The 26545-nt window shown below is 65.2% G+C and carries 20 protein-coding genes and 1 tRNA gene; 6 read left to right on the forward strand and 15 right to left on the reverse strand.

Annotation, left to right across the window (positions count from 1 at the left end):
• Positions 1 to 135 precede the first annotated feature (135 nt).
• The 4 genes from Q0L48_RS14850 (at position 136) to Q0L48_RS14865 (ending at position 5995) form a co-directional block, all read left to right on the forward strand.
• Positions 136 to 1149: a DUF6733 family protein gene (locus Q0L48_RS14850; RefSeq protein ID WP_296722238.1), complete on the forward strand. Its 1014-nt coding sequence runs from the start codon at positions 136 to 138 to the stop codon at positions 1147 to 1149.
• 155 nt (positions 1150 to 1304) lie between these two features.
• Positions 1305 to 3596 (forward strand): penicillin acylase family protein, encoded by a 2292-nt coding sequence (locus tag Q0L48_RS14855; RefSeq protein WP_296722239.1) that lies wholly within the window; start codon positions 1305 to 1307, stop codon positions 3594 to 3596.
• A 112-nt stretch (positions 3597 to 3708) separates the two neighbouring features.
• Positions 3709 to 5703: a TIR domain-containing protein gene (locus Q0L48_RS14860; RefSeq protein WP_296722241.1), complete on the forward strand. Its 1995-nt coding sequence runs from the start codon at positions 3709 to 3711 to the stop codon at positions 5701 to 5703.
• A 46-nt stretch (positions 5704 to 5749) separates the two neighbouring features.
• The gene (locus Q0L48_RS14865) at positions 5750 to 5995 is read left to right on the forward strand and encodes a hypothetical protein (RefSeq protein ID WP_296722243.1); all 246 of its coding nucleotides are present in this window, start codon (positions 5750 to 5752) and stop codon (positions 5993 to 5995) included.
• Between the two features lie 62 nt (positions 5996 to 6057).
• On the opposite strand, the gene Q0L48_RS14870 is transcribed toward Q0L48_RS14865, so the two are convergent.
• Complete coding sequence (locus Q0L48_RS14870) at positions 6058 to 8364, reverse strand: trypsin-like serine protease (RefSeq protein ID WP_296722244.1); 2307 nt, start codon at positions 8362 to 8364, stop codon at positions 6058 to 6060.
• 153 nt (positions 8365 to 8517) lie between these two features.
• Between Q0L48_RS14870 and Q0L48_RS14875 the strand changes: the two genes are divergently transcribed.
• Positions 8518 to 10491, forward strand: a complete 1974-nt coding sequence (locus tag Q0L48_RS14875; protein WP_296722245.1) for a hypothetical protein — start codon at positions 8518 to 8520, stop codon at positions 10489 to 10491.
• 31 nt (positions 10492 to 10522) lie between these two features.
• Here Q0L48_RS14875 and Q0L48_RS14880 read toward each other — a convergent pair whose 3' ends face one another.
• A complete protein-coding gene (locus tag Q0L48_RS14880; protein ID WP_296722246.1) occupies positions 10523 to 11998 on the reverse strand; it encodes an aminotransferase class V-fold PLP-dependent enzyme in 1476 nt (491 codons plus the stop codon).
• A 73-nt stretch (positions 11999 to 12071) separates the two neighbouring features.
• Here Q0L48_RS14880 and Q0L48_RS14885 point away from each other — a divergent pair, with 73 nt between their 5' ends.
• The gene (locus tag Q0L48_RS14885; protein WP_296722247.1) at positions 12072 to 12545 is read left to right on the forward strand and encodes an Lrp/AsnC family transcriptional regulator; all 474 of its coding nucleotides are present in this window, start codon (positions 12072 to 12074) and stop codon (positions 12543 to 12545) included.
• Between the two features lie 14 nt (positions 12546 to 12559).
• On the opposite strand, the gene Q0L48_RS14890 is transcribed toward Q0L48_RS14885, so the two are convergent.
• The 13 genes from Q0L48_RS14890 to Q0L48_RS14950 all read right to left on the reverse strand — a co-directional run.
• Positions 12560 to 14212 (reverse strand): alpha-amylase family protein, encoded by a 1653-nt coding sequence (locus Q0L48_RS14890; RefSeq protein ID WP_296722248.1) that lies wholly within the window; start codon positions 14210 to 14212, stop codon positions 12560 to 12562.
• Positions 14209 to 15792 (reverse strand): alpha-amylase family glycosyl hydrolase, encoded by a 1584-nt coding sequence (locus Q0L48_RS14895; protein WP_296722250.1) that lies wholly within the window; start codon positions 15790 to 15792, stop codon positions 14209 to 14211. Before Q0L48_RS14895 ends, Q0L48_RS14890 begins: the two co-directional genes overlap by 4 nt.
• The gene (locus tag Q0L48_RS14900; RefSeq protein WP_296722251.1) at positions 15789 to 16364 is read right to left on the reverse strand and encodes a gluconokinase, GntK/IdnK-type; all 576 of its coding nucleotides are present in this window, start codon (positions 16362 to 16364) and stop codon (positions 15789 to 15791) included. The genes Q0L48_RS14895 and Q0L48_RS14900 overlap by 4 nt, the downstream gene beginning before the upstream one ends.
• A gap of 8 nt (positions 16365 to 16372) precedes the next feature.
• Positions 16373 to 17365, reverse strand: a complete 993-nt coding sequence (locus tag Q0L48_RS14905; protein WP_296722253.1) for an SDR family oxidoreductase — start codon at positions 17363 to 17365, stop codon at positions 16373 to 16375.
• A complete protein-coding gene (locus tag Q0L48_RS14910) occupies positions 17362 to 17730 on the reverse strand; it encodes a sensory rhodopsin transducer (RefSeq protein ID WP_296722254.1) in 369 nt (122 codons plus the stop codon). Before Q0L48_RS14910 ends, Q0L48_RS14905 begins: the two co-directional genes overlap by 4 nt.
• Before the next feature lie 133 nt (positions 17731 to 17863).
• Positions 17864 to 17937: transfer RNA gene (locus tag Q0L48_RS14915), tRNA-Gly, on the reverse strand.
• Positions 17938 to 18107: 170 nt separating this feature from the next.
• A complete protein-coding gene (locus tag Q0L48_RS14920) occupies positions 18108 to 20228 on the reverse strand; it encodes a TonB-dependent siderophore receptor (protein WP_296722256.1) in 2121 nt (706 codons plus the stop codon).
• 32 nt (positions 20229 to 20260) lie between these two features.
• Positions 20261 to 20458 (reverse strand): hypothetical protein, encoded by a 198-nt coding sequence (locus Q0L48_RS14925; RefSeq protein ID WP_296722258.1) that lies wholly within the window; start codon positions 20456 to 20458, stop codon positions 20261 to 20263.
• A complete protein-coding gene (locus tag Q0L48_RS14930; RefSeq protein ID WP_296722259.1) occupies positions 20455 to 21624 on the reverse strand; it encodes a PepSY domain-containing protein in 1170 nt (389 codons plus the stop codon). The genes Q0L48_RS14925 and Q0L48_RS14930 overlap by 4 nt, the downstream gene beginning before the upstream one ends.
• A 116-nt stretch (positions 21625 to 21740) precedes the next feature.
• On the reverse strand, positions 21741 to 22976 hold the full coding sequence (locus Q0L48_RS14935) for a cation:proton antiporter (protein ID WP_296722261.1): 1236 nt from the start codon (positions 22974 to 22976) through the stop codon (positions 21741 to 21743).
• 150 nt (positions 22977 to 23126) lie between these two features.
• Positions 23127 to 23864 carry an endonuclease/exonuclease/phosphatase family protein gene (locus Q0L48_RS14940; protein WP_296722263.1) on the reverse strand — a complete coding sequence of 246 codons (738 nt, stop codon included), beginning with the start codon at positions 23862 to 23864 and terminating at the stop codon, positions 23127 to 23129.
• An 88-nt stretch (positions 23865 to 23952) separates the two neighbouring features.
• Entirely contained in the window at positions 23953 to 25347 is a 1395-nt protein-coding gene (locus Q0L48_RS14945; RefSeq protein ID WP_296722264.1) for a TolC family protein, read from the reverse strand.
• Positions 25344 to 26545: efflux RND transporter permease subunit (locus Q0L48_RS14950; RefSeq protein WP_296722266.1), on the reverse strand; the 1202-nt coding region annotated here is incomplete at its 5' end. The genes Q0L48_RS14945 and Q0L48_RS14950, both read right to left, overlap by 4 nt.

Consider the following 26545-nt stretch of genomic DNA (forward strand, 5'->3'; position numbering starts at 1 on the left):
AGCGAGAATAATTGCACACCGATGTGGCGATGATATTTGCTTTGCTTGCCGATAACGAAGCCCGTTCATAAGAAAAGAAGGCTCAGACTCGGCACGCAGGCGGAACGATCCCCTCTCTCAACAGGAGCGTTCCTCATGATTACCCGTTTTGCTTCCGCTGCATCGGCGCTGGCCGTGGCCGGTGCCTTGGCCGCCCCCGTTCAGGCGCAAGCGCCGTCCGCCCCGTTCGAAGCCGCCGCGCCGGTGCTGCTGACCGAAGCGGCTGCGGCCAAGCTTGCCGCTGCTGCCGCAACACCGATCGCGGATAGCGCTACCGTCGAAGGCCTGTCGGGCGTGACGATCGCCGAATCGGGTGAAGCCACACCGGTGATCCTGACCGCAACCAGCGCGGCTCCGGGCCTTGCCACTGGCAATGGCGAAGTCGTCATCACCAGCGCCGCGATCGCTGCTGCGGCTGCGCAAACCGGCACCACCGGCGGACGCGAGGAGACCTTCAGCGTCACCCTCAATCAGGATTCCTTCTTCGGCTTCTATCCGGCGTTCAACGGCCTGATCCCGGTCAGCGAGAATGTCGATTTCAGCTTTTACGGTATCATCTGGACCACCGACGCCTTCGGCACCAGCCTCGGTTCCGACCTGTGGACCGAATTCGGCGTCGGCGCGGCGATCTACTCCGGCAATCTCGTCATCAAGCCGCAGATCGGCCTCACCAACGGCGCGCTGCTGTCGGGCGGGGCGCGCGATCCCAACGGCGTGCCGGCCGGAACCGGGGGCAATTTCGCCGACGGTATCGTGCCCAGCCTGACCATGAACTATTCGGACGAGACGTTGGAAGCCGAATTCTACGGCGGCTATTACGCCGCGCTGCGCAACCGCAACGACGATGCCGCACTCGACTTCCTGCACACCTGGATCAATGCGGGCTACAAGTTCAGCGACAACGTCTCGGCCGGCGCGCATTACGAACTGCTCAGCAACACCCGCAACACCTTCCCCGGCGGGTCGACGGCGGTCGTTTACCAGTGGCTTGGCCCCTATGTGCAGTTCAGGACCAGCAATGGCTTCTTCGCCCGCTTCACCGCTGGCGCCGATATCGAGGGCGGCAATGACGGCGATTTCTACAAGCTGACTGCCGGCTTCTCGTTCTGACACTTTCGCGACGTGAGGCGACACCGGGGCGTCCGGCACCATGCCGGGCGCCCCTCCTTTTTGTCGCGCCAATCGGCACTGCCCGCTTTGCTTTGCACCGCGCTTTCCCATAGCTTCGCCCGACAATAAGGGATTCGGGTTCGGGAGAGGTTTGGATGATGCGGATTTCACTTCTGGCGGGCAGTCTGGCCGCGCTGATTCTGGCACCGCAGGCGCAGGCGCAGGCGCGCAGCGGGCTGGAGGCGACGATCACCCGCACCACCTTCGGCATCCCGCATATCACCGCCGATACGTGGCGAGGCGTCGGCTACGGGGTCGCCTATGCCTATGCCCAGGACAACCTGTGCCTGCTGGCCGAGGAATTCGCCACGGTGGCGGGCGAACGCTCGCGCCATTTCGGGCCGGAAGCCAAGGCGGTGCTGGGATTTCAGGAGGTCGACAATCTTTCTTCCGACGTGTTCTTTCGCGGTGTGATCGACTTGCCGATGCTGCGGGCCGGGTTTGCCGATCAAGGACGCGAGGCGCGCGGTCTGGCTGAAGGCTATGTCGCGGGGTACAACCGCTTCTTGAAGGATGCCGGTGCCGACGGCATTCCCGCAGAGTGCCGGGGCAAGGCATGGGTGCGCCCGATCAGTCTGGATGATGTGCTGCGCCTGACCGAAAAGCAGATGCTGCTGGCCAGTTCGCTGGTGCTGGCACCCGGCATCGCCAATGCGACCCCGCCCGGCACGCCGCTGGCGGCGGCCAGTGTGCCCGTCAATCAGGCGCTGCCCCGCCCCGGCGAAGTCGGACTCGGCAGCAATGGCTGGGCATTCGGCGGCGAAGCGACTGCGAACGGGCGCGGGCTTGTGATCGGCAATCCGCACTTCCCGTGGAACGGGCCGAGCCGGTTCTGGCAACTCCACGTCACCGGGCCCGAAGGGTATGACGTGATGGGCGTGGGCATTGCCGGAACGCCGATCCCGACACTGGGTTTCAACCGCGATGTCGCCTGGACGCACACCGTCACCGCCGCGCGCCACTTCACGTTGCACGCGCTGACGCTCGATCCCGCCGATCCGACCCGCTACATGCTCGACGGGGAAAGCGTGGCGATGGAGCCGCGCACCGTCAGCGTGCCGATGCCCGACGGCACGCCTGAAGTCACCCGCACGCTCTACACCACCCGTTTCGGCCCGGTGTTCGTCGCGCCGCAATCGGGCGTGAACTGGAGCGCCGGGATGGCATTCGCGCTCAATGATGCCAATCGCGGCAACCAGCGCGCCATCGACACCTGGCTGCGCATCGGCCAGGCGCGCAATGTCGGCGAGATCGAGGCTGCGGTGAGCGAGACGCTCGGCATTCCGTGGGTCAATACCATCGCCGCCGACCGGAACGGCGACGCGCTGCACGCCGACGTGACGGCGGTGCCGAATGTCTCGGCGCAGCTGATCGCGGCATGTTCCACCCCGCTGTCGCCGCTGTTCGCATCATTGGCGACGCTGCTCGATGGATCGCGTTCGGAATGCGATTGGGAAGCGGCGCCCGGCACGTCCGAGCCCGGCCTGATGCCTGCCAGCGATCAGGCGGCGACGGTGGTGCGCAGCTACCTGACCAACAGCAATGACAGCTACTGGCTCAGTAACCCGCGCCTGCCCCACCCTGCGCTCTCGCCGATCCTCGGCAAGCATGAAAGCGCGTTGTCGCTGCGCACGCGGTCAAACTTCACCGAGACCGAGGCGCTACTTGCGGCGGGCACAATCGATCATGAACGCGCCAAGGCGATGGCCTTCGCCAACAAGAGCCTTGCCGCCGACATGGTCATGGAGCCGCTGCTGGCGCTGTGCGCGGACGCGGCAGAGCCTGCCGAAACCACGGCGCGTGGCTGCGCGGCGCTGGCCGGTTGGGATCGCCGTTACGAAGCCGACAGCCGGGGCGCGGCGCTGTTCCGGGCGTTCTGGTCCAAGGTCGGCCAGCGCAATGACCTGTGGGCCGTGCCGTTCGATCCGGCCGATCCGGTCAGCACACCGCGCGATCTGGCGACCGCAAAGGTCGGCGACAAACTGCTCGCAGCGCTCGGCGAAGCGGCGGCGGAACTGGACGCCGCCGGTATCGCGCTCGACGCGCCATGGGGCGAGGTGCAGCGCTGGACCGCTAACGGAGAGGCGATCCCGATCCACGGCGGCCCCGGCACTGCGGGCGTGCTGAACTACCAGGATGCGCGCCCCGCGCCCGGCGGCGGATTGGTTCCGGTGCATGGAACCAGCTACATCCAGATCGTCGGCTTCGACGCGGATGGCCCGGTGGCCGACGCAATTCTCAGCTATTCGCAATCGACCGATCCGGCCTCGCCCCACTACGCCGATCAGACCCGCGCCTACGCGGCCAAGCAGTGGCACCGCCTGCCGTTCGACGCGGAGGAAATCGCCGCCCAGACGATCGGCGAGACCCGGCGCATCACTGAATAGGCAGCCAACCGGGCTGAAATCCTGCAAATGTCGCGCATCGCCGCCAAGCAATCGCTTGGCGATACGACCGAAACCGATGTAACATCGCCCCATGGTGGAAATGAGCGGAGCGATGGCGACAGGTAGCGGTGATGCTCCGAAAGCGGGCGGTGCTTCAGTCTTTTTCAGCTATGCACGCAGCGACCTCGATCGCGCCCGCCCCGTCATCGCCTTGCTCGAAAGCGCGGGCTTCGATGTGTGGTGGGACGGGCGGCTGGAAGGCGGCGAAAACTACCTCGCCACCACCGAAACCGCGCTTGAATCCGCCGATTGCGTGGTTGTGCTGTGGTCGCAGACTTCGGTCGCCTCTTCGTGGGTGCGCGACGAGGCGCAGCGCGGGCGCGAACGCGGGTGTCTGGTGCCGCTCTCGCTCGACGGGACCATTGCCCCGCTCGGCTTCCGCCAGTTCCAGCTGCTCGACATTTCGGGCTGGCAGGGTGCACCGGGCACGCCGGTGGCAGAACGCATCATTGCCGCAGTCAGGACAAAGGCCGGCGCGCCAGCCGCAGCGCCGATTGCGTCCGCGTCTGCGCCGCCCACTCCTGCCCAAGCCGCCGCTTTTGCGGTCGGACGCTCCGGGCTTACCCTGTCACGCCGCACGCTGATGATCGGCGGCGCGAGCCTCGCCGGTGGAGCGGCGGTGCTGGGCGTGTGGCAATCGGGCCTGCTGGGCAGCGCGCGGGCGGGCGATGCCATTTCGATGGTGGTGCTGCCCTTCGCCAACCTGACCGGCGACGTCGCCAAGGCGTGGTTTTCCAACGGCCTGTCCAATGAACTGCGTTCGGTGCTGGTCCGCAATCCGCGGTTGAGGGTCGCCGCGCCCACATCTTCGGGCGCAATCGGAGGGGAGGACGACTTCGCCATCGGCCGCACGCTCGGGGTCGATCACATCCTGCGCGGCAGCGTGATGCGCGACGAGGCGCGGCTGCGGGTTTCGGCCGAACTGATCGAGATCGAAGGCGGTCTGGTGCGCTGGGCCGAAAGCTATGACCGCGCGCTGGAAGACGTGTTCGCGCTGCAGTCCGAAATTGCGGAAACCGTCGCCCTGTCGCTGGTTGCGCAGACCGTGGGCGAGACTGAGGCCCGCAGCAGCGTCGCTGCCCAGCAGGACATCGGCGGAACAAAGAACATCGCCGCTTACGAAGCCTTCCTGCGCGGTCATGCGCTTTATGATCTGTCCTCCGGGACAGATTCCGACCGGGCGGCATTGGCGCAGTTCGAGGCGGCGATTGCCGAAGATCCGGGCTATGCAGCGGCTCACGCCATGCGATCGACCATGCTGGCGGCGATTGCCAATAATGCAGCCAGCGATGCCATCGAATCGCGCAAGCTGTTTGCCGAAGCCATTGCCGCCGCCGAGCGGTCGCTCGCACTCGAACAGCGCCTTGCGCGGGGCCACCTTGCGCTGGGCTTTGCGCTCAATAACGGTCAGCTCAAACGCGGCGCGGCGATGCCCCATTACGAGGCTGCGGAACGTCTGGCGCCCGGCGACGCGGACGTGCTGCGCGCTGCCGCCAGCTTCTATGCCTATGGTGAGGAACAGGCGCTTGCCGCACAGATGATGGCGCGGGTGCTCGAACTCGATCCGCTCAATGCGCGAGCCTATCGTTCGGCGGCCTATAACGCGCTGTTCGCGCGCGATTATGCCGCTGTGCTCAAGCACATGGAGCGCGCGCTCGAACTCAATCCCAGCCTTGCCAGTGCGCAGTTCGGCATTGCGATAGCTCGCCTGATGCAAAACGATGCGGCAGGCGCGCTGTCGGCTGCCAAGGCAGAACAGGGGCGCGCCTATTCGCTCACAGCGTCGGCCATTGCTGCGCACCGGCTTGGCGATACGGCAGCCGCCGACACGGCGCTTGCAGCGCTTGAGGCAGAATACGGCGATAGCCGCTATCAGCGGGCGCAGGTTCACGCCCAGCGCGGTGAAGTGGATGAAGCGATGGCGCTGCTCGGCACGGCCTTGAACGCGCTCGATCCGGGCGTTCTGTGGGCACCCAACGACCCCCTGCTCGATCCGCTGCGCGGCGAACCCGCGTTCACCGATTTGCTTTTGCGCCTTTCCTCGTGATAGCTCCTCGGTCGCCCACTTCCGGGCGATAAACGGGGGTACCCACATGAAGAAGATTGCATCTGTCGTACTGTGCACCGGCGCAGCGCTGGCGCTGGCCGCTTGTGGAGGCGAGGCTCCGGCTGAAGAAGCCACGCCTGAAACCACCGAAATGGCACCCGCCGAACCCGAGACCATGTCCGAAGAAGACGCTGCGGCGCTCGAAGCGGCAGCCGCCGCTGCGGAAGGCACCGACACCAACAGCAATCCGATCGGCCCCGCCGCCTCGGCTGATGCAGCCGTTGCCGAGTAAATGAATTTCGCAGACCGGCCCGGCTATGCTGCCGGGCCGGTCTTGCAACCGCGCCGGATTTGTCAGCGCGGGCGTATGGGAGTGACGCTTCCGGCGAGAACCCTGTCGATCCAGTCCCGCACGCGTGAAACCGACACCCGGGTAAAGCGGGTCGGCACGCCGGTTTGCCCACAATCTGTGCCTGCGCTCACCACCCCGATCAAGGTCGGCCCTCTGCCTGCATAGCTGATCAGCGGACCGCCGCTGTCGCCGTCGCAAACCTGCGACTTGTCCTCTGCGCTGGCGCATAGCAGCGAGCCGAGCAGGAACGCCCGATCGGTCGCTGTCTTCCGCTGGCACTCCGGAATATCCTGAAGCTGCAACAGAGCGCCTTTCAGCACCTGACTGTTTTGCCCCCGAAACGCGGTATTGCCCCAGCCGAAGGCGTAAACCGGCATCCCGCCGCTGAGCGACAGCGGAATATTGCGGCGCCCGTCGAGTTTGATCGTCTTCGCGTCTTTCGGCGGCCACCTGCCCCCGCTGCGATGATCGAACTGGATCAGGGCGATATCGAACAGGCTGCCCTTTACGATGTAGGATTCGTGCGGAAACACGTTCAGGATCGGGTAGCTGACGCCTTGCGTGCTATAGGCGTCGGTGACCCCGAGCCGGATGGTATAATCGCGGGTGATGATCGGCTTCTTGTTCTCGTCGAGCACGCAGTGCGCAGCGGTGACGATCCAGCCGCTGCCGATCAGCGCGCCGCCGCATTCGAGACGTTCCGAAGGAGCCAGAGGCTGTCTGCGCCCGGGAACCCGTTCGGGACGCCACAACAGCGCCTGCCACGGAGCCGCTCCGGGCGGCACCAGAAAGCCGCGGATGACCTTGCGCGCGGTGGCAGTGCAGACCCGGTCTTCGTACGTGACGCCGCGAAAAACGACGGTCGAACTGAAGCAAACCACATTCGCCTTGGCGGAGGCAGCGCGCTCCTGTTCGATTTGGCGATCGATTTCGGCCCTTTCCTCTTCGCTCAGCGGCGGAATGAAACGGCTGTCCGCCGCTAACAGCGGGCCGTCCGGATCCTTTTGCGCGATCTCATCGAGGTCGTCGCAAGCATACATGTCACCGGTCTCGCAGACCCGGGTGAGCAGTGCATAGCCGTGGTCACGGTTTTCGCGGTCGGAATAGCTGGCGAGCAGGTGCTTGCCGAGGCTAACGCAATCGCGCTCCGAGCCGGCATAGCAAGCCGTGTCGTGCCACAAAGCGATCCGGGCATTGCCTTCCGGGCCCTGAGGAATATCGCCGCCGCGCAGCACGCCGACAGCTTCGGCGCAGACATCGATCATGCCCGCCTCGCACGCAGAGCCCAGCAGCGTCGCGGCCTCTGCGGGGGAATGCAACAGCGAGTCCGGTGTCTGGCTGTAGATCCGCGCGAGCGCGACGCAATCGGCCTGGTCCCCCCTCCCGCAGCTCTCGGCCAGAACCGGCCGGATGCGGATCTGCTCGGGCAGGAGGCAGCGGGCTTCATCAAGCATGCAGGCGCGGTCGAACTGCGCCAGCGCCGCCTCGCGGCGTTCGGGCGGGCCGCTGTCAGCCGCGAACAGGATTTCTCCGTAGGCGAAGCACGATGCGGCACTGTCTGCGCGGCAGCCGAGATCGGCCATATTCTGCGCCAACGCGGCGTTCTGCGCGATCAGCGGCATGATCTGCTCGCAGCCGCGCGCATCGCCCTTGCGGCACTGGCGTTCGAGCAGGTCGATCGCCTCTTTGCCCGCGGCTTCTTCCCCGCTCCTTGCGAGGCTGGCGGCCAGTTCGCGGCAGGCGCGATCACTGCCGCTGGCGCAGGCCTGCCGGCGCAGCGCCACCGCCGCCGCAAGATCGCCCATCGCCGCTTTGAACCCGAATTCGACTGCATTGGCCTGTTCGGAGCAGGCGCCCAAGTCGCCGAGCCCGCAGGCACGCCCGAGCATCGCGATGCCGTAAGCATATGCCTCTGCCTGCCAGCTCTCAACGATCACGCGATCTGGCTCGACCAGCCACTTGCCCAGCACGAGGCACCCCTCGACATCGGCACCGTCGCAGGCCTGACGCAGCAGCAATTCAGCGACCGGGCGGTTCAACGGACGGCCGACGCCTTCCAGAAACGCGCGCCCGAGCGCGGTGCAACCCTGAAGATCGCCCGCATCGCAAGACGCCTCCGCAGTGTCGGCAATCCGCTGTTCGGCCTCGCGCTGCTCTGCCGGGACGTTGCTTTCGGGATTCTCGACAAGATTGTGGGGGCCCCGGATCTCGATCCCCTGGATGTACGGAAACGGGATCGGCTGCTGCGCCGACGCCGGAACGGCCAGCGCAAGCCCCAACCCCGCCAACAGTGCTGCCAACCTGCCCATCGCGCTTGTCCTCCCCGGCAATGCGCCCACGCACGGATAATGCTCCTTCGCTTCATCCCCGTCAAACCGGCACTGCTCCCCCTTGTAAGCAGCCGCACCAAGGGGTTAGAGACAAGGCCAAGCGCGCCGCACCGGCAAGGAGACGATCTGCCAATGCCCTCCCTGCCAATCCCAGCCCGCTGGCAAGCGCATCTTGCGCTGGGCGTTACCGGTCATCGCGCCACCAATCCCGCGTTCTCCGCCCATGCAGGCGCGATCTCCTCCGCGCTGGAGAGCCTGCTGGCACAGATCGAACAGATCGCCGCAGCAAGCCTTCCGGACGCGCAGAGTGCATTGCGGCTGCACAGCCTGCTGGTCGATGGCACCGATCAGATCGCCGCCGAACTGGCGCTGGCGCGCGGGTGGGAACTGGTGGTGCCACTTCCGTTCGGCGCGGATCTCAATCTGGCGATCAACGCCCATCCGGTTAACCCAGAGGATGCCGCCGCCTTGTGCCGCGGCAACTCCGCCGCCGATCATGCGGTCGAAACCCGCGCCGCCGCGATCCGCGCGATCACCGCCAGAGCGCACCTGTTCGAGCTGGCCGACCGCGACACCGAGGTCGAAGCGCTGTGGCTGGCAAGCCTGACCGATCCGGAAAACCGCGTCGCGGCGCGCGCCTTCGAAGCGCTCGTTTCCGATAATGTCGCGCTCGCCGGGCGGGTCATGATCGAGCGTACCGATCTCGTCGTCGCGGTGTGGGACGGCAGAATCGCGAACCTGCCGGGGGGAACCGGGCACACCGTCACGACCGCATTGACGCTGGGCACGCCGGTGCTGCTGATCGATCCGGCCACACCGCAGGACTGGTCGATCCTCACCCGCCCGGAGGAGTTGGGGCAGCCGCGCGCCGCATCGCCCGGCACCGGGCCGGATGTTGCGCGTCTCGAAGCGATCATCCGCGCCGCTGTCGTGGCCGAAGGCTGGGCGCCTGCGCTGCTCGAACGCGAAGCATGGCGCGGGCGCAGTTCGCGCGCCTTCGGCCTCTATCGCCGGATCGAACGCGTGTTCGGCGGCGGTCCGGGCGCGTGGGGCGCGCTCAGGGTCGATTACGAGGCACCGGCGGAGATTGCAGCCGGTAGCGGGGCCGGGTTGGCAGCGGCGGCCAGCACGCTGCCGGGCGGCGATGAAGCCGTGGCGGGGCGCCTGCGCAACGAAGTGCTGCCGATGTTCGCCTGGTCCGATGGCATCGCCAGCCGCCTTGCCGATGCCTATCGCAGCGGCATGTGCGTCAATTTCGTGCTCGCGGCGCTGGCGGTGATTATCGGCATTGCCTATCTTCCCGCAGGGCTGACCGAGATCAAATGGATCTTCGCGACGATCGAATTGCTGTTGCTGACAGGCATTCTGGTGCTGACCGCCGCCGGTTCGCGGCTCGGCTGGCACCGGCGCTGGTTCGAACTGCGCCGCGTGGCGGAATATCTGCGCCATGCGCCGGGCTTGCTGCTGCTCGGCGTATCGCGTCCCACCGGACGCTGGCCCCGCAAGGGAGGGGGCGCGACGGGCGCGGAGTGGCCCGAGCATTTCGTCCGCCACACACTGCGCGCCGTCGGCCTTCCGCGCGCCCGACTGACCCGCGATTATCTGCGCGCCGGGCTTGCACAGGTGGTGCTGCCGCACGTGGTCGCCCAGCGCGCCTATCACGAAGCCAAATCGCACCGGCTTGAACGGGTTCATCACCGGCTCGACCGGGCGGCGGGCATCTGCTTCCGGCTCGCGGTGGTATCGGTGCTGGCCTATCTCCTGTTCAAACTGGGCGGCGCGGCAGGCGTCATTCCCAAGTCATGGGCGGCTGAAACCTCGCTTGTCTTCACGTTCCTGGGCGTCGCGTTCCCGACGCTCGGCGCGAACCTTGCCGGGATACGCTATTTTGGCGATTTCGAGCGGTTCGGCGCAATTTCGCAGGTCGCCGCGGAAAAGCTGGGCGAGATCGAAACCCGGATCGGCCTGCTGCTGTCGGGCGCAGAGGCCAGCATCACCTATGCCGCCGCCGCCGACCTGATGCATGCCCTGGACGAAGCGGTGGTGGATGAGATCGAAAGCTGGCAATCAGTGTTCGGTGCCAAGCACCTCGCCCTGCCCGCCTGACGCAGGTGAGCGAGGGAAGCCGCACGCCGGATCAGGCGGCGACCGGCTCGAACACGGCGGTGGCCGGATTGGCGGTGAAATGGCGGGCAAGGCTGTCGCTCTCCCCGGCGACCTGTTCGACGCAGGCGATCAGGGTCTCAAGCTCGGCATCATCCATCAGCGGCGAGAAGTTGACCCGCACGAAGCCCGGCTTGTCGAGCTCCGCGCCCAGCCGGATCGCCTGATGGATCGCCTGCGATTCCGCCTCGTCGATCCCCAGCAGGCGGTGCACGTAAGGCCCGGCACAAGCACAGCCGCCGCGCGCCTGAATGCCGAAGCAATCGCTTAATATACGGGTGACAAGCTGGTGGTGGACCAGTTCGCCGCGTGCACCGCGCATCCGGAACGACACGATCGGCAGGTGCGTGTCCATGGCCCGCCCTAGCACTTCGATCCGGGGGTTCGCACGCCACCGCGCCAATGCCGCGCGGCACATCGCTGCGGCGCGGCTGTCCAGACCGGCTTCGGTCATCGCGGTGCGCACGATGCCTGCAAGCGCGGTGCGGATATCGCCGATGACATTGGGCGTGCCCGATTCCTCGCGCGCGGCGAGATCGGCGAGGTAATCCTGCCCGCCCGGCGATACGAAGCTGACCGTGCCGCCGCCCGGTGCCGAGGGCTTGTTGAGCGCCACCGCATCGCGCCGCACGACCAGCACGCCCGATGACGCCGGGCCGCCGACGAACTTGTGCGGCGAGAACACCAGCGCATCGATCTGCACGTCGGGCGCCGGACGCATCTGCATCGCGATATAGGGGGCTGCCCCGGCAAAATCCCAGATCACCTTGCCGCCCGCCGCCTGCACCATGCGCGAGACTGCGGCGATATCGGTCAGCGCGCCGGTGACGTTCGATCCGGCGGAAAAGGCAGCAACAATCCGTCGCCCTGCTGCGCGATCGAGCTGCGCGCTCAAAGCCGCGCGATCCGGCCCGCCCGCCGCATCCTCGGGCAGTTCGATCACTTCGGCCCCGCTTTCGCGCCACGGCAGCAGGTTCGAATGATGCTCGTAGGGGCCGAGCAGCACCAGCGCGCGTTCCCCCGCAGCATCGCGCTGATCGACCCCGAACAGCCGCACCAGCTTCTGCAGGCCCGCCGTCGCGCCAGACCCGGCGAAGATCACCGCATTGCCCGCCCCTGCCCCGCAGAACCGCGCCACCTCGGACCGCGCTACCCGGCGCAGTGCGTTGATCGACCGACCGCACCATGACGCCTGCGTGTGCGGATTGGCATAGACGGGCAGCACGTGCTCGAGCACGAAGTCCTCGATTTCGCGCAAGCCCCGGCCCGATGCGGCGTAATCGGCATAGAGCAGCGGCTGCGGCCCCAGCGGACCATCGATCAGCCTGCCCTTGCCGATGACCGACTGCGCCAGCGTGCCTTGTATTACCTTGGTGCGGATATCGGCGCGGAAGGTATCGAACAGGGCTTGGGCCTCGTCGGCATCGGAGCAGGGGTGCGCATTGGTCATGCGCACTGTTTCGCCTAGTCTGCGCGAGATTTCATTACCGATTTCGCGGCAATTAGGCTAATGTATCGTTCATATGACCACTGAAGCGTTCGAAATCGACAGAATTGATCGCAAGATCCTGATGGCGCTACAGACCGAAGCGTCCCTCAGCCAGCGCGCACTGGCCGAGGAGGTCGGCCTGTCGCAGAACGCCTGCTGGCGCAGGCTCCAGCGGCTCCAGTCCGAAGGCGTGCTGCGCGGGCAGCGGGCGCAGGTCGATCTGGCGCGGCTCGGGCTCGATCTGGTGGTGATCGTGATGATCAAGACCCCGCACCATTCCAAGGACTGGGCCGTGGCCTTCAAGGACCATCTCAATCGCATCCCCGGCGTGGTCGATCTCTACCGCATCGGCGGCGAATGGGATTACCTCGTCAAGGTCGTGACGCAAGGGATCAGGGGCTATGACCGGTTCTACCAGCAGCTGGTCGACGGGTTCGATCTGTCGGTGGTGACCGGACATTTCGTGATGGAGGAAATGATCGCCGGGCGGCCAGTGCAATTGGTGTAGACAGCTGGCTCGCCCTACCGGCTCTGCGGGATCTGCTCCAACCCGCCGGCGCGCAGCCAATGATAGCCATAGGGTTCCAAGACAATCGGATATCGACCGTCTTCTCCGACATCGAAACTCGTGTCGCTTAGGACGCCCCGTAAACGGGTGCATTCGGGAGCGACGCCAATATCGAGCGCGATTTCGCAACACCGATCCTCGAAATTGTGCACGAATACTGATAGGTGATCCTTCCAGTCGAAGCGAAGCGCCAGAATGTGCGCCGGCGTTTCGAGCACACAGAATTCGCCTTCGCCGATTTCCGGCATCTCCTTTCGGCTGCGAATGATCCGCTCCATCCAGTTGAGCAGCGAATCTTCTGCGGCGCGTTGGCGGGCGACATTGACGATCTCGAAGCTGTAAGGGCCGCTGTCGATCGGCGGGCGGACGGGATCCTTGCTGGGGCTGAACCCGCCATTGGGCCCGTCCGACCACTGCATGGGCGTGCGCACCGGTTCGCGTTCGGGCAGTGACAGGTCGTCGCCCATGCCGATCTCGTCACCATAGCGGATGACCGGTGTGCCGGGCAGGGTCATCATCACGCTGTTGGCCAGTTCGACCCGGCGGCGGTCACCCCCGAGCATCGGTGACAGGCGCCGCCGGATTCCGCGCCCGTAAATCTGCATGTTGTCGTCAGGTCCGAAGGCCGCGAACACCGCTTCGCGCTGATCCTCGGGCAAGCGACCGATGTCGAGTTCGTCGTGGTTGCGCAGGAAATTGGCCCATTGCGCCGATCCCGGAATGCATTGCGATGCTTCGAGTGCCTTGCGCAGCGGGACGGTGTCGGCCGAAGCCAGAGCGTAGAACAGCGCCTGATTGACCGGGAAGTTGAGGATCATGTGCAGCCGTTCGCCATCGTCCCCGAAATATTGCAGAGCCTTTTCCGCCGGAATATTCGCCTCCGCCAGCAGCACCGCGTCACCCTTGCGCCACTGTGCGAGCGCACGGATATCGCGCAGCAATCCATAGGCGGGCTGCGGATCCTTGAGGTTGATCCCTTCTTCGGCGATCAGGAACGGAACGGCATCGATGCGAAAGCCCGACACGCCCAGCTCGAGCCAGAAGCCCACGATCTTCAGCATTTCACGCTGGACCTCGGGGTTCGCCATGTTGAGATCCGGCTGAAATTCGTAGAACCTGTGGAAGTAATACTTCCCGACCGTCTCGTTATAGGTCCAGGTGGTTTCCTGAACCCCCGGAAAAATCACGCCCTCTTCGTCATCCTCCGGCCTTTCATCCGCCCAGATGAAATAGTCGAAATACTTGCTGCCGGGATCCGCGATCGCTTTCTGGAACCATGCGTTCTGGTCGGAACAGTGATTGACGACCAGATCCATGATCAGGCGCAGACCGCGCTGCTTGCACGCGCGCGAGAACTCGACGAAATCCCCCAATGACCCGTAACACGGATCGATCCCGTAATAATCGCTGATATCGTAGCCGTGGTCCCGCATCGGAGACGGCTGGAACGGTGCCAGCCAGATCGCCGTTACGCCGAGACCCTGAAGATAGTCGAGCCGTCGATGCGCGCCCTCCAGATCTCCGATTCCATCACCATTCGCGTCGAGAAATCCGCTGAGCGAGAAGTTGTAGATCAGGCCGTGCTTGTACCACAGGTCGGTTATCATTCGCCTGCTCCGCGAAACGCGATGATGAGGCCTTCGTCGCCTTCGATGCTGCCCGGCACCGGTCCTCCGCCCTCCCCCGTGGAAGCCTTCAGGAGAACCTCTCCACCTTGCCATTCCTCCGGCAGGTCAAGCTTTGCCCGATCAGACGAGAGGTTGAGGACAACAGCAGTCGTGTCACCGCGCAGGTAGGCCACGAGCGGCCCGCCGAGGTCGAGCGCCCGGTAATCTCCGCGGCGCAGGTCTTCCCGCTGCTTTCGCAAGGACAGTAGCGTCCGGTGAAGCGCAAGCATGGAGCCGGCATCGCCCTGCTGATGGGCGACATTGCGGGTTTGATGATCGTCGGTGACAGGCAACCACGGTTCGGTTTCGCTGAAGCCGGCGTGAGCGTCTGCCGACCACTGCATCGGGGTGCGGGCCTTGTCGCGGTTGAACGAGGCATCCGGCTCGTTCTTGGCCCAGGGGTCCTGAATGCGATCGGGCGGAATGTGAACGTCACCGATGCCGATTTCGTCGCCGTAATAAAGCGTCGGCGTGCCGCGCAGCGTCAACAGCATCATCGCAGCGACCCGCGCCTGCGCAAGGCCCACGCGCTTGGCGATGCGAGGCTGGTCGTGGTTTGACAGCACCCAGTTCGGCCAGCCGCCTTGCGGAATCGCGGCTTCGTATTCGGCAATCAGTTCGCGGATCGCATCGGCCCGCCAGGGCGAGGTAATCAGCTGGAAATTGAACGGGAGATGCAGCCCCTCGTTGCCCCTGCCGTAATAGTCCACCAGCCGGTTGATCGGCAGATAGATCTCTCCGATCAGCAGCCGGTCGGGATATTCGTCGATCACATCGCGCAGCTCTTCGATGATCTCATGCACGAACGGCTGGTCGGCGGAATATTTCTGCAGGTTTCGATCGATTTCGGGCTGGGTCGGCTTCCACGCGGGGTCGGGCGGATTGTCACGAAACGCGGTGTCCTTCGCGAGATGCCAGACGACATCGATGCGAAACCCGTCCACGCCCTTGTCCATCCAGAAGCGCAGCACGTCGTGCATGGCTTCGCGCACCTCGGGGTTGCGCCAGTTCAGATCCGGCTGCGAGGTCAGGAAGGCGTGGTAGTAATATTGCCCGGTCGCCTCGTCCCATTCCCAGGCAGAGCCACCGAAATTGCTGATCCAGTTGTTGGGCGGGCCGCCACCGGGCGCCGGATCCTTCCAGATGTACCAGTCGCGTTTCGGATTGTCGCGCGATGACCGGCTTTCGGCAAACCACGCGTGCTGGTCGGAGCTGTGATTGGGAACGAAGTCGAGCAGGAACTTAAGTCCGGCGTCATGTGCCTGCGCCAGCAGCGCATCGAACTGCGCCATGTCGCCGAACAGCGGATCGATCGCACGGTAATCGGAGATGTCGTAGCCGAAATCCTTCATTGGGGATTGGAAGATCGGCGATAGCCAGACCGCATCGGCCCCGAGCTCTCGCAGATAGGTCAGCCGCTGGCGTATCCCTTCGAGATCGCCAATTCCGTCGCCGTTCGTGTCCTGAAAGGATCGCGGGTAAATCTGGTAAATCGCCGCGTCGCGCCACCACTGCGTCAATGCCGCCTCCTCTTGCTCTCGCCGTCAGCGTCCGGCGTGGGCCGGCAGCAGCGCCCAAGGTGTTGCTCTATCGCAGCCACCTGCTTCGCGATCGGCAGGTTGCCATCAATGCGGATGAAGGGTTCAGGAGGCGTCGGGGGATCGAACGTGCCGATCTGGTCGGCCAGCAGCGACGGGGGCATGAAGTGGTCACGCCTGCGCTCCATCCGGCGCTTCAACTCGTCGCCTTCGACATCGACCCACACGAACAGGATGCCGTCGGCGAAAGCCTGCAAAAGTTCGCGGTGGGCGCGGCGCAGCGCCGAGCAGGCGACCACCACCGGACCTGTCGCCGCTGCGATTGTCCGACCGATGCTTTCGAGAAACGGCCTGCGATCGGCCTCGGTCAGTGGCTCGCCCGCGTTCATCTTGGCGCGATTGCTGGCCGGGTGGTGATCGTCACCCTCGATCATGCCCCATCCGAGCCGCGCTGAAAGTGCGCGTGCCAGGGTGCTCTTCCCCGACCCGCTCGGCCCCATGATCACAAGCGCCGAAACGGGCAGCGTATCGTCGCGGGTAGGAGCCTCTTGCATGCGTCCCCTCAGCTGCGGCTGCGCCAGCGTGTCAGGACCAGTCCTGCCGCGATTGCCAGACCGGCCGCTCCCACCACGCCGTTGCGATTGCGGTTGAGCGCCATCTGCCAGCTGCTGTCCACCGCCTTGTCATCGAACCGTCCATGGGCGCCCGGATCGCCCGGAGGTGCCGTAAACAGATTGTCCGCGCGATCCTGTTTCATCGGCTCGCTGCCCGATTGCCCCTCCACACCCGTTTCCGCGAGGTAGTGGTCGAGCAGCGAGGATGCGACCTTGTCTCCGAGAATCGCCTGCGCGGTGGTGTTGCCCACCCACACTTCCTTGCGTCTGACCTCGGTCGCGAACTTGATGGCACGCGCCGCAACCTCGGGTTGGTAGATCTTGCCGACCGGGCGCGGCTTATTGGCCCCATGCGAACGCGCCCAGTCGAATTGCGGCGTATTGACCGCCGGCAGCTGAACCATCGTCACATGGACCTTGCTGTCGCGGTGCTGGAGTTCGGGGCGAAGCGAATCCAGAAAGCCCTGAAGCGCATGCTTGGCCCCGCAATAGGCCGATTGCAGCGGTATTCCGCGATAGGCCAAAGCCGATCCGACCAGCACGATCGTGCCCCGGTCTCGCGCCAGCATGCGCTTCAGTGCCGCCCGCGTGCCGTTGACCTGCCCGAAATAGGTTACCGCAGTGACCCGCTCGAATTCCTCCTGGCTCATGTCCATGAAGGTGGAGAAGATGCCAGCGAAGGCATTGTTGATCCAGATGTCGATCGGACCCAGTTCCTGCTCGATCCGTTCGGCTGCCGCCTCCACCGCGTCCGCGTCCGCGACATCGACCGGGATGGCGAGCGCTCTTCCGCCTTCCGCCTCGACTTCGCGGACGGCATTGTCGAGCCGCTCCTGCCCTCGCGCCAGAATGGCGACATCGGCGCCCGCGCGCGCGAATTCGCGGACCGCCGCGCGGCCGATGCCTGCGCTGCCGCCGGTCACGACCACGACCTGTCTCATTGCGAATATCCTGTCGTACTGAGCAGCGCCACGCCGCCACGGCGCGAATCCAGCCGGGTGTGCTGCACCACGATGGGCTGGTCCGAGCGGATGACCGATGCATAGTCGGTGTCGCGCGGCACCGGTTCGGGGTCTTCAAGGTCATTGAAACGAAGGTGCAGCGTGCGCCGGGCTGCGACCGTAACTCGGTAGGGGCCGGCGGGTTCGCGATCCTTGAAGAAGACCGTGATCTCGATCCGGGCGTCCTCATCACCCGGATTGAGGATGCATGCGGTCTCGTGCGAGACCAGCGGATGGTCGTCCTCGCCTGCTCCGCCGCTGGGGATATATCCCTCGGCGATGGCCCATTCCTTCTTGCCGATCATGGCGGGGGTAACATCGCGCGCGCGGTGATGTTCCAATTGCAATTACGCTTCGCTCGCCGCCCCGTACGACGCAGAGCCCTGATGGAGCAAGGGACGCATCCGCGAAACGCAACCCCGGTTGTTCCGGCGATGCTGGAGCGGGTGAAGGGAATCGAACCCTCGTCGTCAGCTTGGGAAGCTGCTGCTCTACCATTGAGCTACACCCGCATCGCATTGGAAAGGGCGATCTCGTTGCCGCCCTCGCCCCTGTTCACGGTCCTGCTTTTGCCGCCGTGTGACGCGCGCTGGCCGATTGCCACGATTCCCGGCTATTGGTCAACATGAGTTCGCCGGATGATGGCGACCTTTTCATCCGGCCAGCCCGCCAGCGGCCCACATCAGAATGCGATGGATGCGGACGCCCGCACGGTGCGCGGCGTCCCTTGCAGTAGCGCAGGCGTGAAGGCGTCGAAGGATGACGCCCAGAACGCATCGTCGAACACGTTGTCCACCGTCAGACGCAATGTCACCGGCGCGTCGCCTGCCGCAAAGACATAGCGCGCGCCGAGATCGACCGTGGTCCAGTCGTCGAGTGTCAGCGTGTTGGCGGCGTCGGCGAATTGTTCGCCGGTGTGGGTGACGCGGCCCGTCAGCGTGAAGCCGGGGGCGAAGGGCAGATCCCATTCGACATTGCCGTTGAAGGTGAGTTCGGGAACGCCGACCACCTCCAGCCCGCTGTCAAGCTCGGCATTGTTGAGCGCAAGGCCGGTGATCAGCCGCAGGCCCGGCACGATCTCGCCATTGAGCGTTGCTTCGACCCCCTGATGGCGCTGGTCGCCGACATAGCCGAAGACCGGTGCGCCGGTCCCGGCCAGAACGCCTTCGCCCGGCTGCTCGATCCGGTAGAGCGCGAGGCTCGCGAACATCCGGCCGATGGCGTATTTCGCGCCCAGTTCGATCTGTTCGGAGACGCGCGGGGGCAGCGCCTGCCCGAAATTGGCGAACGCCGGGTCCACCACGACCGGGCCTTGCTGCAGCGCCTCGATGTAATTGGCATAGAGCGACAGCCCTTCTGCCGGTTTGACCACAAGGCCCGCCACCGGGGTCAGCCGGTTTTCGTCATAGAACGTCTCGCGCGAGCCGTCCGCGTAGGCGAAGTTTTCGACCTGGATCTCCTGATAGCGAACGCCGCCGGTCAGCAGCACCTTGTCCGCGAACAGGCCGATAGTGTCGGAGACGAACAGGCTGGACAGGCGGTTCTTCACGATCGGGAACGGATCATTCAGGTCGCCGCCGACGAAGGTCGAAGACGGGATCGGCAGCTGCGGAGTATCGTAAAGGTTGGTGGCAAAGCCCGCGAAGCCCGGCCCATAGAGGAAATCGAAGGCGTTGCGGTTGACCTGCCAGTTGATGTTGCCGCCGACATTCACTTCATGCGTGGTGCCGCCGAGCGCAAAGCGGCCGCGGAAGCCCGCTTCGATCGCCTCGTTATTGTCGGTGCGCGGCACGAACAGCGCGTTTCCGTTGGCATCGCCGGTCGCCTGGTCGAGCGCGGTGATCCCGCCATAGATGCCGTCCTCGCTGCCATCGCGTGCGCCGGCGCGGGCATAGAGCATCGCGTCTTCGGACAGATCGTACTCGAGGTTCAGCGTGCCGAAGATATCGCGCAGTTCGGTGAAGGTGTAATCTTGGGCATAATTGGCATCGCTGTCGGGCAGGCGCGGGATGAAGCCTGCAATGGTGACCTTGGGCCGCAAGCCATCGACCCGCACTTCCTGATAGGCGAAATCGAGCGCGGCACGGAAGGCGCCGCCATCATAATCGAGCGCCGCGCCCAGCACCTGCGTGCGGCGGTCTTCGCGATCAATCGCGACTTCGCCATCGCGGTATGCGCCGTTTACGCGCAGACCCCATTCCCGGTTGGCCCCGAAGCGGCGCGAAACGTCGAAGCTGGCCCCGACATGCGCATCGCCGACAAAGCCGACCGTTGCGCGGGTGACATCGCGGCCCCCAGCACGCTTGAGAGCCAGATTGACGCTGCCGCCCAGTGCCGATCCGCCGGGCGCCGCGCCATTGATGAAGGCGTTGGCACCGTTCAGCACCTCGACCCGCTCGAACAGTTCGGGGGCGATCAGCTGGCGCGGGGCGATCCCATAGAGGCCGTTCACGCCGATATCGTCACCGAACAGCGCAAAGCCGCGGATCACAAACTGCTCGGCAGCATTGCCGAAGCCATAGGTGGTGCGGATGGTCGGGTCATTATCCAGCACTTCGCCAAGCGTCAGCGGCTGCTGGTTGTAGATCAGTGTCTCGTCGAAGCTGCGGATCGAGAAGGGCAAATCCTCGGCCGGCATCGGGCCGAACACGCCTGCCTCGCCGCCGTTGATCACCTGCGTCGCATTGTTGCGCTGGGCGGTCACGACGATGGTGGCGCTGTCCTCCTGCTCCTGAGCGGCGGCGGGGGCTGCAAATGCGGCGGCGAGGAGCGAGGCGGAAATCAGGTAACGGGTCTTGGTCATGTCACGTCCGAAAATATCGAGGGAGAGAGAGGTCAGCCGCGCCGCTGCCACGCGAACGCGATGGCAAACAGCGGGAGGAACAGGAGTGCGGCGGCAGCCCAATCGGTCGGGCCTTCGCCCGTCAGGCCGATAAGCAGGCCGGCAAGGCTTGCGGCCAGCAGCAGCAGCGGCAATGCGAATACGCGGGCAAGGCTGCGCGGCGCGGTGCGGGGGGAAGGTGCATGTTTCACGCCCTCGCGCTCCGCCCCAAACCGGACGCCGCGCCGCTTGCGATTTCGTCGATGCGCCGCTCGATCCGGCCCGGCTCGCGCCGGAGCCAGAGCATCAGGCCGGTCCACAGCACCCAGATGGTGGCGAGGTCGAACAGTGCCCACAGCAGCTTCAGCGCAAGGCCGCCGTAATCGCCGAAATGCAGCGGCTTCGACAGCATCAGCGCCTGATTGATCGCAGGCATGGCGCGCGCATCGGTAAGCGTCGCATCGCGTGCATCGACCAGGGCAGGAGTGAGCAGGAACTGGGTCGCCGATTGGTCGCCCTGAAAGAACACCGCGTAGTGATGCGCTGTGCTGAAGGCCCCGCCCGGGAAGCCGATGAACTGCGGCGCCCGGTCCGGCAGCGCGTCCTGCGCCGCCGCCATTGCGGTGTCGAGCGAGGCATAGTCTGCCGGATCGAGCGGGGCGGAGCCTGAATATTGCGCGGTCATTTGCGCCAGTTCGCCGTTCTGCCACTGCGATGTGAGCGGATCGGCAAGCGTGTTGATCACGCCCGTCAGCCCGACCACCAGCGCCCAGCCCAGCGTCACGATCCCGAGCAGATTGTGCTGATCCAGCCGCCGCACCCGTACACTGCGGGCGGTGCGCAAGGTTCCGAATTCGAGCCGCCGCATGAACGGCGCATAGAGTACCACGCCCGATACCAGCGCGATCACGAACAAGAGGCCCATCGCACCCAGAAACAGCATCCCGGGCAGGCCGAGGAACAGATCGACATGCAGCGAGAGGATGAAGTCCATCACGCCCCCGCTCGGCGCCGGGCCGATCACCTGTCCGGTCGCCCGGTCGAGGAACAGCAGCGTCATCTCGCTTTCGGCAGCGGCGGGGCTCGGGCCGGTGGTGACGGTCAGCAGCGGGCTGTCATTGCTGAAGGCCATGAACAGCGGGACTTCGCCGGGACGCTGGGCGAGAGCCTCCGTCAGCATCGCATCGAGCGACAACCCGGCCTGCGCAGAGGGCGCTCCCGGCAGCTGCGCCTCGTAATCCTCGCCTAGCATCGCGTCGATCTCGTCATGGAAGATCAGCGGCAGGCCGGTAACACACAGCATCAGCAGAAAAAGGGTCGAGACCAGGCTCGTCCACTTGTGAACGATGAACCAGATCCTGATGGTGGAACGCTTCACGTCGTCTCCGGCAGATCACGGCCAAGGGGCAGCCCTTGTGACGCGCCGCTGCTAGGAGCGTTCCGACCTCCCGTCAATGATAATCAGTCGCATTATTAGCTCGCGCCGTGCCGGGATCAGTCTTCGTCGAGTGTCACGCGCTCGACTGCAATTCCCGCGGTAAGGCCGTGGACAGACGTCGACAGCACGATGGTGAAAGCCACCACCGCCCATAAGGCGCCTTCGTTGACCAGTTCGACGTGGTGCCCTGCGTAGGCGAGATAGTAGATCGATCCGATCCCGCGCACACCGTAGAACGAAATGACTGCGCGCGGGCGCCAGCGCAGGCTCATACCAGATAATGCGAGCCACGCAGCGACAGGGCGTATGATGAATACCAGCGACAGGCCGATGATGGCCTCGGGCCAACCGAGATAGGGCCACAGGCTCGGCAATGCGGCACCCAGCGCAACGAGTATGATCGCCGTCAAGGTGTGTTCCAGAGACTCGGAGAAATCATGCAGCCGCGCATGGAATTCGTGCTCGGTTTCCTGTCGGCGCAAGACGAGACCCGCGACAAAGGCCGCGATAAATCCGTAACCTTCGATCAATTCGGTCAGGCCGTATGCGAAGATGACCCCGGCAAAGGCGACAACACCCGCTTGCGTTGTGGCGAGGGCATTTTCCCGGGGCCAATCGAACAGCAGTTTGCCGAGCAGCCAGCCCACACCCGCTCCGCCAGTCGCGCCGACCACCAGGCGATAAGCGACGTCGCGCGCTGCCCATTCGGCGAAAAGCCCGGTAGTGAGCACACCCGCAGTGGCAATCGCAACCCCGAGATGCACGAATGGGAATGCCAGCCCGTCGTTCAGCCCCGCTTCGGTTGTCAGGGCAAAGCGCACGGGATGCTCCCCACCTTCCGATGGTCGGCCCACCTGCACGTCTCCGGCAAGGACGGGATCGGTCGGGGACAATACCGCGCCGAGCAGAAGGGCTCCGGCCAATGTCATGCCTGCCGCCTGCCATCCGATAACTGCCAGCGCTAGGATCGTGAGCGGCATAGCGATAACAAGCAGGCGGAGCGTGGGCTTCCACAAGTTGCGCCCGACCAACCGGTCTATTCTCAGGCCCGTTCCGAACAGCCCGATGATCACGCAAAGTTCGGCTGCCACTTCCCAGACGCGCGGCGAATTGATCGGATTGATGGCCCCCGGCATGCCCGGAATCCACGAAAAAGCCGCAAATCCCGTCAATACAAGCAGAGCGGATGCCGCCGGTTCGCGTCCGGATATGAAGCGCGGCGACCAGTAGGAAACGATTATCGCCATGCCCGCGACGGCCAGCAGGACGTGGTAGGACTGGAATTCGAACATGAAGCCTCACCGTCCCGAAAGCTGGAGCAAAAAGCGCCCCTGCATCCGGAGGCATCGCTTTGGCTCTAGTAGTTTACGTAATTGCAGCCCTAACGCAGGTTCTTCAATGCTATCGCGGCTCGCGAAAGACCGAAACCGTGTACTTGCCCGTCAACCACCTGACATCATTTCAAACTCCGCCCAAACCGGAAGGTGGTCGGAAGCGGTCGCGGCAAGTGCGCTGTGGTGCACGCCGCAAGCTTTGGGCGACAGGCGCTGGCAATGCATGATCCGGTCGAGCCGTCCGATCGGACGGCGGCTGTGGAAGCTCGGCCCGCAATCGAGGATGCCGAAGTGCCGCCCGAATTCGCGGAAGCACCCGGCGTTCGCGCGCCATTCGTTCAGATCGCCCATCATCACGGTCGGCCGTTCTGCCTGCGCGGTTTCGGCGAGTTCGGCGATCACCCGCGCCTGCCGGACGCGCCACAGACCCGACAGGTCGAGATGCATTCCGAACACCGTCAGCGGGCCGCCCGCAGTTTCCAGCGTCGCGGTCACCACACCGCGCGGTTCGAGGCAGGGGATGTGGATGATGTCGTGATGCGTGATTCCAATGCCCTTGCGCACCAGAATGGCATTGCCGTGCCAGCCCATCGAATCGTGCTGCACGTCGAGCGGAACGGGGACGTAGTCGGTGTGGTTTTCGATCAACAACGCCGGCAAGGCGCTGCTGCGTACACCGAAGCGGCGGTCCGCTTCCTGCAGGGCGATGATGTCGGCATCCACCTCCTGCAGCACCTTCAGGATACGCAGCGGATTGCGCACCCGGTCGGTGCCGATGGCCTTGCGGATATTATAGCTGGCGAGCTTGATGGTGTAAGGTGCCGGGTCGGATGGGTGATCGGGCATGGCGGCAAAGATACTCGGCACGGGCGAAAGGGGCGTGGTGAGAGGCTGGCAGGTTGGGCCAGACGCCCGCAATCCGCAAGTGCGCGGGTCAGGCCGGGTCGGCGGTTCGTCCCGGCTCCCGCTCCACTTCGCCGCCGACTGCCGTGAACAGGTCGACATAGGCCTGCGCCAGATCGGCATTGCCATCGATCAGCGATTCGCGGCTGGAGATCAGCTGGCGCTGCACGTCGAGCACATCGAACAGCGAGGCGAGCCCTTCGCGGTACAGCGCGTTGGACTGTTCGAACGCAGCCTCGCTCTCGGTCACGGCATTCTGGAATTCGCCGGTCCTGTCCTTGGCCGCACTGATCGCGGTGAGCGCGGTTTCGACCTCCGCCAGAACCGACAGCAGTGTCTGTCGGTAATCGGCCAGTTCGGCGGCAAGAAAGCTTTCCGCCGCCCGCACTTCCGCCCGGCGGCGGCCTCCATCGATCAGCGGCACGCCCAACACGGCGGAAAGGCTGGCAATGGCCTGCGAAAACAGCCCGTCAACGCTGCCATCGCCCAGCGTCACCAGACCGGGGAGCGCAAGCGCGGGCAGAAGATCGGCGCGCTCCACCCCGACATTCGCGGCTGCTTCGGCAATCGATGCCTCGGCCAGCAGCAAGTCGGGGCGGCGGCGCAGCACGTCTGCGGGCACGCCAATCGCCGGGCCTCTGGCAAAGTTCGGTATCTGGGTATCGGCCTCTGCTTCAGGCACGCCGGACGGGGTCTCGCCCACCAGCACCGCCAGCGCATTGGCAGCCCGCGCGCGCGCCAACAGCAGCAGGCCGCGCTGGGCTTCGGTGCGAGCGACATCGGCGCGGGCGCGGCGCACGTCGAGATTGGACGAAAGGCCCGCTTCGAACCGCAAGGTCACGATCCTGAGCGTTTGCCGCTGAAGATCGCTCGATTCCTCCAGCAGTTGCAGCCGCGCGGCGGTGCGCTGCAATTCGATATACTGGCTCGCCACGGCAGCAGCGAGCAGGCGGCGACGGTCGGCGACAAACTGCGCCGCCCCGTCGGCCGCGGCGATGGCGGCAGCGCGTTCCGCCGACAGCCGCCCGTTGGTGTCGATCCGCCATACGCCGCCGAGGCTCGCACCCGCCCCATCGGTAAAAGAACCGCGATCGTCGAACACGCTGTCGCCCGCCACTTCGCCGTCGATGGTGGGAAGGAAATCCGATTCCTCGGCGACCACGATCGCCCGCGCCGCCGCCAGCCGCTGGCGCGCGGCATCGAGCGAGGGATTGCGGGTGAGCGCCGCATCGACCAGCCGGTCAAGCTCCGGATCGCCGAAACCGTGCCACCATGCGTCCTCAAGCCCGGCCTCTGGCCGCGCACCGGCGAAATAGTCGGGCGCCAGGGTAACGCCCGCCGCCGGTTCGACCGTCGGGATGCGCGGGGTGGCGCAGGCGGCCAGCAGCATCACCGCTGGCACGATGGCAATTCCGCGCAGCCTCATGTCGCAGGCTCCGCATCGCGTTCCTCGTCAGCGCGCAATTCACGGTCCAAACGCGCAAGATCGACGCTGCGCGATTTCGCCAGCGGGGCGATCAGCGCATACAGGGCAGGCACCAGAAACAGCGTGAACAGCGCGGCAATCCCCAGTCCGCCGAAGATCACCCAGCCGATTGCCTGCCGCGCCTCGGCCCCCGCCCCACTCGCGATCACCAGCGGCACCGCGCCTGCGACAGTGGAGATCAACGTCATCGCGATGGGGCGCAGGCGGATGGTCGCAGCCTCGCGGATCGCTGTCGCGACATCGGAGCCTTCCTCGCGCCGTTGATCGGCGAATTCGACCATCAGGATGCCGTTCTTGGCCATCAGCCCGATCAGCATGACGAGGCCGATCTGCGAATAGATGTTGAGCGAATTGCCTGAAATGAACAGCGCGAACAGCGCCGCAGCCAGCGCGAAGGGGATCGAGGCAAGGATGACGAACGGACTGGCGAGGCTTTCGAACTGGGCGACCAGCACCAGGAACACGATCAGAACCGCAAAGCCGTAGGTCAGCAGCAATTCGCGCGAACTTTCCTCCAATTGCTGCGCTTCGCCCTGCAGGATGGGCTCGATCCCTTCCGCCAGCGCCTCTTCCGCCAATCGCTCGATCTCGGCCACCGCATCGGCCAGTGGCACGCCGGGGGCGATCGCTGCCTGCACCTCGATTGCGCGGCGTTGCTCGGTGCGGTCGAGTTCCGCGGCTACGCCCTGCTCGTTCAGGGTGGTCAATGCCGACAGCGGCACCAGCCCGCCCGCGGTGCTGCGGACATAAAGATTGCCCAGATCGGCAGGCCCGGTGATCGCGGACGTCTGCGAGGTCAGCAGGATCGGGATCGCCTGATCATCGACATTGAGATCGACCACTTCCAGCCCGTCCACCATCGCCTGCAAGGTCAGCGCCAGATCGTCGAGATTGGCGCCGAGATCGGCGGCGCGGGCGCGGTCTATCGTGATGGATAGCTGCGGCTGGGTCGGCTGATAGGAAAGATCGGGGTCGGACAGGATCGCCGATCCGTCGATCGCGTCCGCGAGCGCGCGGGCGGACACATAGATGCCTTCGTAATCATTGCCGGTCAGCGCAACTTCGATGCCGCCCTGCCCGCCCCCGCCGCCGATCTCGGCGCCAATCTCGACGATCTGGCGCTGACCTTGCAGGCGAT

Source organism: Erythrobacter sp. (genome assembly GCF_024305245.1).
GTDB lineage: Bacteria > Pseudomonadota > Alphaproteobacteria > Sphingomonadales > Sphingomonadaceae > Erythrobacter.